This window comes from Yoonia sp. (assembly GCF_036007805.1).
GTDB lineage: Bacteria > Pseudomonadota > Alphaproteobacteria > Rhodobacterales > Rhodobacteraceae > Yoonia.
Map to the genome: position 1 here is coordinate 1 of NZ_DASYOK010000389.1, position 8,368 is coordinate 8,368.

At 58.5% G+C, this 8,368-nt stretch carries 9 protein-coding genes; 4 read left to right on the plus strand and 5 right to left on the minus strand.

The genetic code is table 11. From position 1 onward, the window contains the following. Positions 1–128: 128 nt before the first annotated feature. The gene (locus VGP75_RS20500; RefSeq protein ID WP_414727827.1) at positions 129–779 is read right to left on the minus strand and encodes a P-loop domain-containing protein; all 651 of its coding nucleotides are present in this window, start codon (positions 777–779) and stop codon (positions 129–131) included. A gap of 161 nt (positions 780–940) precedes the next feature. On the opposite strand from VGP75_RS20500, the gene VGP75_RS20505 reads away from it, so the two are divergent. Beyond that, the gene (locus tag VGP75_RS20505) at positions 941–1,825 is read left to right on the plus strand and encodes a YihY/virulence factor BrkB family protein (RefSeq protein ID WP_327545409.1); all 885 of its coding nucleotides are present in this window, start codon (positions 941–943) and stop codon (positions 1,823–1,825) included. Here the strand turns inward: VGP75_RS20505 and kynU are convergent. Genes kynU through VGP75_RS20520 form a run of 3 tightly spaced genes read right to left on the minus strand, consistent with a single transcriptional unit; the run spans position 1,822 to position 4,136 of the window. Beyond that, positions 1,822–3,015 carry a kynureninase gene (gene kynU, locus VGP75_RS20510; protein WP_327545410.1) on the minus strand — a complete coding sequence of 398 codons (1,194 nt, stop codon included), beginning with the start codon at positions 3,013–3,015 and terminating at the stop codon, positions 1,822–1,824. The two genes, VGP75_RS20505 and kynU, sit on opposite strands and share 4 nt — an antisense overlap. A gap of 9 nt (positions 3,016–3,024) precedes the next feature. Next, a complete protein-coding gene (locus tag VGP75_RS20515) occupies positions 3,025–3,378 on the minus strand; it encodes a DUF1304 domain-containing protein (protein ID WP_327545411.1) in 354 nt (117 codons plus the stop codon). Beyond that, the gene (locus tag VGP75_RS20520) at positions 3,378–4,136 is read right to left on the minus strand and encodes an SDR family NAD(P)-dependent oxidoreductase (protein WP_327545412.1); all 759 of its coding nucleotides are present in this window, start codon (positions 4,134–4,136) and stop codon (positions 3,378–3,380) included. Before VGP75_RS20520 ends, VGP75_RS20515 begins: the two co-directional genes overlap by 1 nt. A 79-nt stretch (positions 4,137–4,215) precedes the next feature. On the opposite strand from VGP75_RS20520, the gene VGP75_RS20525 reads away from it, so the two are divergent. From VGP75_RS20525 to VGP75_RS20535, 3 genes are all read left to right on the plus strand, one after another. Beyond that, on the plus strand, positions 4,216–4,665 hold the full coding sequence (locus VGP75_RS20525; RefSeq protein WP_327545413.1) for a methyltransferase family protein: 450 nt from the start codon (positions 4,216–4,218) through the stop codon (positions 4,663–4,665). Positions 4,666–4,769: 104 nt separating this feature from the next. Then, positions 4,770–6,350, plus strand: a complete 1,581-nt coding sequence (locus VGP75_RS20530) for a Re/Si-specific NAD(P)(+) transhydrogenase subunit alpha (protein ID WP_327545414.1) — start codon at positions 4,770–4,772, stop codon at positions 6,348–6,350. 12 nt (positions 6,351–6,362) lie between these two features. Continuing rightward, complete coding sequence (locus VGP75_RS20535) at positions 6,363–7,880, plus strand: NAD(P)(+) transhydrogenase (Re/Si-specific) subunit beta (RefSeq protein ID WP_327545415.1); 1,518 nt, start codon at positions 6,363–6,365, stop codon at positions 7,878–7,880. 86 nt (positions 7,881–7,966) lie between these two features. Here VGP75_RS20535 and VGP75_RS20540 read toward each other — a convergent pair. Next, the coding region (locus VGP75_RS20540) for a dienelactone hydrolase family protein (protein WP_327545416.1) at positions 7,967–8,368 on the minus strand (402 nt) is incomplete at its 5' end.

Genomic DNA, 8,368 nt, shown 5'->3' on the forward strand with positions numbered 1-8,368 from the left:
ATCATCAACAGTATGGACAAGGACACGCCGATGACCGCCACTTACCGGTCGGTGCTTTTCTTTGTGGGCTCCGATGTGGTGCGGGTCTTTATCTTGTTGATGTTCCCCGCGATCACGCTCGTGTTTGTCTAGGCGGACATGCTGTTCTGGATGGGTTCGCCGTTCAATTCAATATCGCAAGAAAGCGCGTTTTCAATGACGCGTTTGGCGTTGGGAATATCGTTGCCTTCGGCGCGGCGGGTGGCCACGGCCGAGGAATAATTGAGGCTCAGCCAGCGGTGGATCAGGCGCGCGCGCAGTTCCGGCATCGGGACATTCACACGCACGGACAGGTCCCAAAGCTCTGCAAGCGCGGACCAGGGGGCTTCGTTGAACATCAGGTAATTGCCTTCGACAATCACAACCCGGGCGGTGGCTGGCACCGCAACTGCACCGGCGATGGCCAGATCGCGGGTCCGGTCGAACACGGGCGCGATGACCTCTTCGCCGGTCTTGAGTGCGCGGATCAGGCGCAAGAAACCGGGCGCATCGAAGGTCTCGGGTGCGCCCTTGCGGGGCAGCAGATTGCGCGCCTCAAGGATACGGTTATCAAGGTGGAACCCGTCCATCGAGACCACGGCTGTCTTGCGGCCCTGCGCGTTCAGACGCCGCGCGACTTCGCTGGCCAAGGTTGATTTCCCACACCCCGGCGCACCGGTAATCGCCAGAAGATAACGGTCACTGTCTTGCTCCAAAACACGCTCGGCGAGCGTGTTGGTATGTGTGTTCAAGGTATTCACTGCAACTGCCTCTGGGTTGGCCCCGGCTTTTCAAAACCCTACAGCGTCTTGTGCTGCGACGCGACCGTTTTTTCGGGACATGGCGTCAACGGCAACGCCAACCACGGGTTTCTGTTGAGAAAAGTGGCGGTTGCCGCTCTTTTGCACTAGGTTGAAGGGCAATGAACAAAAGGCAGGCAACCCAGCGTATGGCCAAGATAAAGCACATATGGCAGATATTGGCCGCGGTCTGGAAGACTGCGGGCGAAAAGCATCTTGGCCTGATTGCAGCGGGGGTCGCGTTTTTCGGCATGTTCGGGATTTTTCCGGGGATAGCCGCAGTGATCGCGATTTTCGGGTTGATTGCCGATCCGGTGGTGATCGGCGAACAACTGTCGTTGATGGAAGATATCATCCCGCCCGACGCCTATAGGCTGATCTCGTCACAGGTGTTTCGGCTGGTCGCCGCACCTGCGGATGCATTGGGGTGGGCCACAGGCGTGTCGATCATGCTGGCAATCTGGTCTTGCAGGGCAGGGGTGGCGGCACTGATCGGCGGGCTGAACGCGATTGCGGGGCAGCGGATGCGCAACGGCCTCTGGCAGATCATCGTGGCACTCTTGCTGACCTTTGCCTTGGTGACCCTCGCCATTGTGGCGCTGATTGTGGTCGTCATTGTGCCGATTGGCCTGGCCTTTATTCCTGTCGCAAATTCAACGGCTTGGTTGCTTGAAGGTATCCGCTGGCTGATCGCCCTTGGTGTTTTGATGCTGGGGCTGAGTTTGCTTTACCGTTTCGGCCCCGCACGGATCGGTGGCCGTGGCCGATGGTTTACCGTCGGCGCTTTCGTGGTCGTGGTGCTCTGGGTTGCGGCCTCGGCGGGCCTGTCGTTCTATCTGACCAATTTTGCCAGCTACAACGAGGTTTACGGCTCAATCGGTGCCGTGATTGGTTTGCTGCTCTGGCTTTACGTCAGCGCCTATCTGATCCTGCTGGGGGCCGCGCTGAACGTTCAGGTGCACGGCTACGATACCCCGCCCGATGCGGAAGAGACCGCCTTCGTCTAGGTCACGCGCGCGACGGCCTTATATTCGGGATCATCCCAAAGCTTGTTGTCCATCACATCGGCAATCACATCAACGGCCCCATCAACATCGCCGGCATCAATGAACAGCGGGCAAAACCCGAACCGCATGATATCCGGTGCGCGAAAATCCCCGATCACATTGCGCGCGATACAGGCCTGCATCGCGGCATAGCCATCGGCGAAGGCAAAGGATACCTGACTGCCCCGCCCATGCGGATCGCGCGGGCTGGCCAGTGTGAGCTGCGGACAGCGCGCCTCGACCCCTGCGATGAACTGCTCGGTCAGTGCGATCGAGGCCGCGCGCAGCGCGTCCATGTCCACCTGGTCCCAGATATCGAGTGACGCATCGAGGGCGGCCATCTGCAACACAGGTGGCGTGCCCACGCGCATCCGCTCGATCCCTGTACCGGGGCGGTAATCCAGATCAAAGGCGAAAGGTGCCTCATGTCCCAGCCAGCCGGACAAGGCGGGTTGGCAATTGTCGATATGGCGGGGGGCCACATAGATAAACGCGGGCGCACCGGGGCCTGCGTTAAGATACTTATAGGTGCAACCTGTGGCAAAATCGGCGTTGCAGCCTTGCAGGTCGACGGCCATGGCCCCCGCGGTATGTGCCAGATCCCAGCAGGTGAGCGCGCCTGCCGCATGGGCCTTTTCTGTCAGGGCCTTCATGTCGTGCAAACGCCCTGTGCGGTAATCGACCTGCGTCAGCATCAGCACGGCAAGATCATCATCGATATGATGTTCCACATCCTCGGGGTTTACGATGCGCAGTTCATGGCCACGCCCCAGAGATTTGATCAGCCCCTCGGCCATGTAGATATCCGAAGGGAAATTCCCGTTGTCGGTCAGGATCACCTTGCGGTCCGGCACCAGATCAATGGCAGCGGCGAGCGCCTGATAGACCTTGATTGACAGGGTATCCCCCAGCACCACATGGCCCGGTTCTGCGCCAATCAAACGCCCGATCCTGTCACCCAAAGCGGTCGGCTGCGCCATCCATCCCGCACGGTTCCATCCGGTAATGACCTTCTCACCCCATTCGTCGGTCACCGCGCGCGCGACACGCGCGGCGGTCGCCTTGGGTAAAGGTCCAAGCGAATTGCCATCCAGATAAATCATGCCTTCGGGCAGGTGGAACATGGCTTTGGTGGCGGCAAAATCGGTCATGGTGCGTTCCTAGATATTCAAGATAAGTGCGAGCAGCGCGAGTGTTGCAGGCACAGTCTGCGCGTAAAGTGCTGCTTTGATGCCGCAAAACGCGGCATAGATACCGGCGACGACGACACAAAGCAAAAGGAAGATCACCATCTGCCCGCCAGCAACCCCCATGACAAGACCATAGAGCAGCCCCGCCGACAGAAAACCGTTATACAAGCCCTGATTGGCGGCCATCACCTTGCTTTCAGTGGCAAATTCCGGCGTTGTGCCAAAGATTTTGCGGGTCCGCGGCGCTTCCCAACGGAACATTTCAAGCACCAGAAAATAGGCATGGATCAGTGCCACGAGAACGACAAGAACGGGACCCAACATCAGACCTGACCTCCCGAAATCTGGATCGTTTGCCCGTTCACGCTGCGCGCCCCGTCCGAGCAGAGCCACATGGCCGCTGCCGTGGTTTCATCCACCTCCAAAAGCTTGCGGTGCCGGTTTCCCTTCGCGATCACGTCAATCGCACCCTGTTCGTCCAGATCAAAGCGCTTCATCAGGCCGGGCAGCTGGTTGCGCACGATATCGGTGTCTACATAACCGGGGCAGAGCGCGTTGAATGTGATGGGGCGGCGCATGAACTCTTCGGACAAACCACGGATCAAACCGATGACACCATGTTTGGTGACCGTATAGGGAATGGCATTTTTCAGACCGCGCACACCGGCGATCGAACTGATCACGATCATGCGGGCAGGGGTGGCATCTTCGAGCGTCGCCATGGCGGCCTGAAAGGTCAGAAAGACACCATCAAGGTTGGTCGTCATGGTCTTGCGCCACTGTGCCAGTGTGGTTTTTGCGAAGGGTCCGCCATCTGCAATACCAGCGTTGGCGACACATATCTGGATCGGGCCTCGGGCGCTGGCAGCTTGCGCGATGACGTCACGCACGGATGTCTCGTCATCCACATCCATGACGACGGCGTGCAGGCGCGGGGACAGCGATGCGACCTCTTGCAATTTATCCGCGCGTCGTCCGGTGATTGTTACCTCGGCACCTGCTTGTGCAAGGGCCAGCGCGATGCCTGCACCGATACCAGAACCGCCGCCTGTGACCAGTGCGTGTTTGCCCGCATGTTCCATGATCATTCCTCCGTTTTGCCAGACCCTAACGGGTCAGCGGGCATGGACAAGTGCAAAGCGCTGCGGCACAACACAGGGCATGAAATGGATCGACATTCCCCCCGTCTGGTTGCTGCTTGCCATTGTGCTGACATGGTGGATTGCAGCCCTTCAGCCCATGTCCTGGGCTATTGGCGGGCCAATGATGGATCTGTTGGGCGGGCTTTTGGTGGGCGGCGGGATTGTGCTGATCCTGCTTGCGGCGGTCGAGATGCGCAAAAGGCGCACCACTATCGTGCCGCATATGGAGGCGGATCATCTGGTCACGTCCGGTATCTTCAAGCGCACCCGCAATCCGATCTATCTGGGGGACACATTGGTGCTTGCGGGGCTGGCGCTGCGCTGGGATGCGCCTGTTGCCCTGCTGCTTGTGCCGCTCTTTATGTTCACGATCACGCAGCGCTTTATTATCCCCGAGGAAAACCGGCTCAGGGTCAAATTTCGTGCAGATTTCGCCCGCTATTGCCAAAAGACGCGCCGCTGGGTGTGACTGTTAGCGAATGACACTTAATGTCATGCCAGCCATCCCCTTGTGAAATATTCTTGCGCGCTATAATGCATGGGAACTGCCAGAACAGATATGGGGGATGGTCCGTGAAGATCGGCACACCAAAAGAGATATTCGAGGGCGAAAACCGGGTTGCGATGACCCCGGCATCCGCCAAAGACCTGCAAAAGCTTGGGTATGAATGCATCATCGAAACCGGCGCCGGTCTCGCTGCGGGTTTTTCTGATCAGGCCTATAAAGACGCTGGTGTCGAGGTCGCGAAAACCGCGGCAGCGCTTTACAAGGCTGCCGACATCGTTGCCAAAGTGCGCCCGCCATCGGATGCAGAGATTAAGAAACTGCGCGAAGGGCAGACGCTGATTTCGTTCTTCTATCCTGCGCAGAACAAGGAATTGATGGAGGCTGCTAACGCAAAAGGTGCCACCGTCATCGCCATGGACATGGTGCCACGCATCAGCCGAGCGCAGAAAATGGATGCCCTGTCGTCGATGGCGAATATCGCGGGCTACCGCGCTGTCATCGAAGCCGGTAACAACTTTGGCCGCTTCTTTACAGGGCAAGTCACTGCTGCCGGTAAAGTCCCGCCAGCCAAGGTTCTGGTTGTCGGGGCAGGTGTTGCGGGTCTTGCTGCGATTGGTACTGCGACATCGCTGGGTGCGATTACATACGCCTTTGACGTGCGCCCCGAAGTGGCCGAACAGGTTGAATCCATGGGGGCCGAGTTCGTCTTCCTCGATTTTGAGGAAGAACAGCAGGACGGGTCGGCCACAGGTGGCTATGCGGCCGTGTCCTCGCCCGAGTTTGCGGCGGCCCAGCTTGCCAAATTCCGTGAAATCGCGCCTGATATGGACATCGTGATCACCACAGCGCTGATCCCGGGCCGCGATGCGCCTGAGCTTTGGACCAAAGACATGGTCGAGGCGATGAAACCCGGTTCGGTCATCATCGACCTTGCCGCGGAACGTGGTGGCAACTGCAAACTGACCGTAAAAGACGAAAAGATCGTCACCGATAATGGCGTGATCATCGTCGGTTATACCGATTTCCCGAGCCGGATGGCGGCGCAGTCCTCGACGCTTTATGCGACGAATATCCGCCATATGATGACGGATCTGACGCCTGAAAAAGACGGCACGCCAAACCACAACATGGAAGACGATGTCATCCGTGGTGCGACCGCGACGCATAAGGGCGAAATCACATTCCCGCCACCACCACCCAAAGTGGCGGCGATTGCAGCCGCGCCCAAGAAGGAAAAGCCAAAGGAACTGACCGCCGAAGAAAAGCGCGCGAACGAAGTGGCGGCCTTCAAGAAAGAAACCAAGACCCAAGTCGGTCTCTTGGCGATTGGTGCGGCGCTGATCCTTGGCATCGGCCTGATCCCCGGCATGCCAGCCAGCTTTATGCAGCACTTCATCGTGTTTGTCCTGTCGGTCTTCATCGGCTTCCAGGTCATCTGGAATGTGGCGCATTCACTGCATACGCCGCTGATGGCTGTGACCAATGCGATTTCGTCGATCATCATCCTTGGCGCGCTGATCCAGATCGGGTCCAGCAATGCGCTGATCACGATATTGGCGGCACTCGGTATCTTTATGGCAGCGGTCAACATCTTCGGCGGCTTCCTCGTGACACGGCGTATGCTCGCCATGTTCCAGAAATCCTAAAGGGGCAGAGCAATGGAAAACGCATTCACAATCGCGGCCTATGTGGTCGCAGGTATCCTGTTCATTCTGTCGCTGGGTGGCCTTTCGGGGCAGGAAAGCGCGAAACGTGCGGTCTGGTACGGCATTGCAGGCATGGCTTTGGCCGTCTTTGCAACGCTTGTCGGTCCGGGCTCCGGTCTGGGGCTGTTGTCGCTCATCCTGATCGCACTGGGCGGTATGGTGGGCTATCAATTGGCCACTAAGGTCGAGATGACGCAGATGCCCGAGCTTGTGGCGATCATGCACTCGATGGTCGGGCTTGCTGCGGTATTCGTAGGCTTCAACGCCGATCTGATGATCAACACCATCGGCGCGCTTTATGAAGCCAATGGTCAGGTCATGGGCGCTGTCGGGCCGGATGGCATTACCGCTATCGGCCTGCCCAAGGAAATCTATGACGGCCTCAGCGCCTTTGGCCAGTTGATTGCCAAGAAATCCAGTGTCGAGATCGCCATTCTGCGGGTCGAGTTGGTGCTGGGCATCTGGATCGGTGCGGTGACCTTTACAGGCTCCGTCATTGCCTATGCAAAGCTTGCGGGCAATTCGAGCAAGCTGCCGTTCAAGGTAGACACCGGGGCCAACAAACTGCCCGGGGGGCATATGTTGAACGCTGGTGCTGCGGCGCTTTCGGTGATCCTGCTGATCGCCTATATGGGCGGAAGCGGGTCATGGGCGCTGGTTCTGCTGACCTTGGCTGGGCTCTTTATCGGGTATCACCTGATCATGGGGATCGGCGGCGCGGATATGCCTGTCGTTGTGTCGATGCTGAACAGCTATTCCGGCTGGGCGGCAGCGGCGATCGGTTTCAGCCTCGGCAACGATCTTCTGATCGTAGTGGGTGCGCTGGTCGGTTCCTCGGGTGCGATCCTGTCCTACATCATGTGTAAGGCGATGAACCGCTCCTTTGTCAGCGTGATCTTGGGCGGCTTTGGCGGTCCACAGGGCGAGCAGATGGCCGTTGAAGGTGAACAGATCGCGATTGATGCCGACGGTGTGGCAACGGCGCTGAACGAAGCTGACAGCATCATCATCATTCCAGGTTACGGCATGGCGGTGGCGCAAGCACAGCAGGCGGTGTCGGAACTGGTGCGCAAACTGCGGGCCAAGGGCAAAAACGTCCGCTTTGCGATCCACCCTGTTGCGGGGCGTCTGCCGGGGCATATGAACGTCCTTCTGGCGGAAGCGAAAGTGCCTTATGACATCGTGATGGAGATGGACGAGATCAACGAGGACTTCCCGGATACGGATGTGGCCATCGTCATCGGCTCGAATGACATCGTGAACCCTGCAGCACAGGATGATCCCAACAGCCCCATCGCCGGTATGCCGGTGCTGGAATGCTGGAAGGCCAAGCAGGTGTTTGTGTCCAAGCGCGGGCAGGGTACGGGGTATTCGGGCATAGAGAACCCGCTGTTCTTCAAGGACAACACACGCATGTTCTATGGCGATGCGAAGAAGTCCCTGGACGAATTGTTGCCCAAGATTGATTAAAGGTAAGGTGGGTTTCAACCCACCTTACGCAAAAGGGCGGCGCTGCAAAGCGCCGCCCTTTGTGTTTGTATTGCTGACCTGCGTGGTTACGTCAGGTGCGTGTTAAACCACCCAATCGTCCGATCCCATGCCAGTTCGGCCATCGCTTCGTCATAGCGCGGTGTGCTGTCATTGTGGAAACCGTGGTTGGCGTTCTCGTAGAAGTATTCTTCAAACACCTTGCCGTTGGCTGCGAGTGCCTCGCTATAGGCCGCTGCCCCTTCGTTGATGCGCTCGTCCAGCGCGCCATAGTGCAGCATAAGTGGCGCCTCGATCCGCGGCACATCCGCGACGGCCGCCTGACGCCCATAGAACGGCGCACCAGCGCGCATTTCAGGGTAGGCCACTGCCAGCGCGTTCACCACACCGCCGCCATAGCAGAAACCGACAGCGCCCACGCTGCCGGTGCTGTCGTCGCGGGTCATCAGGTGCTCGAACCCGGCAAAGAA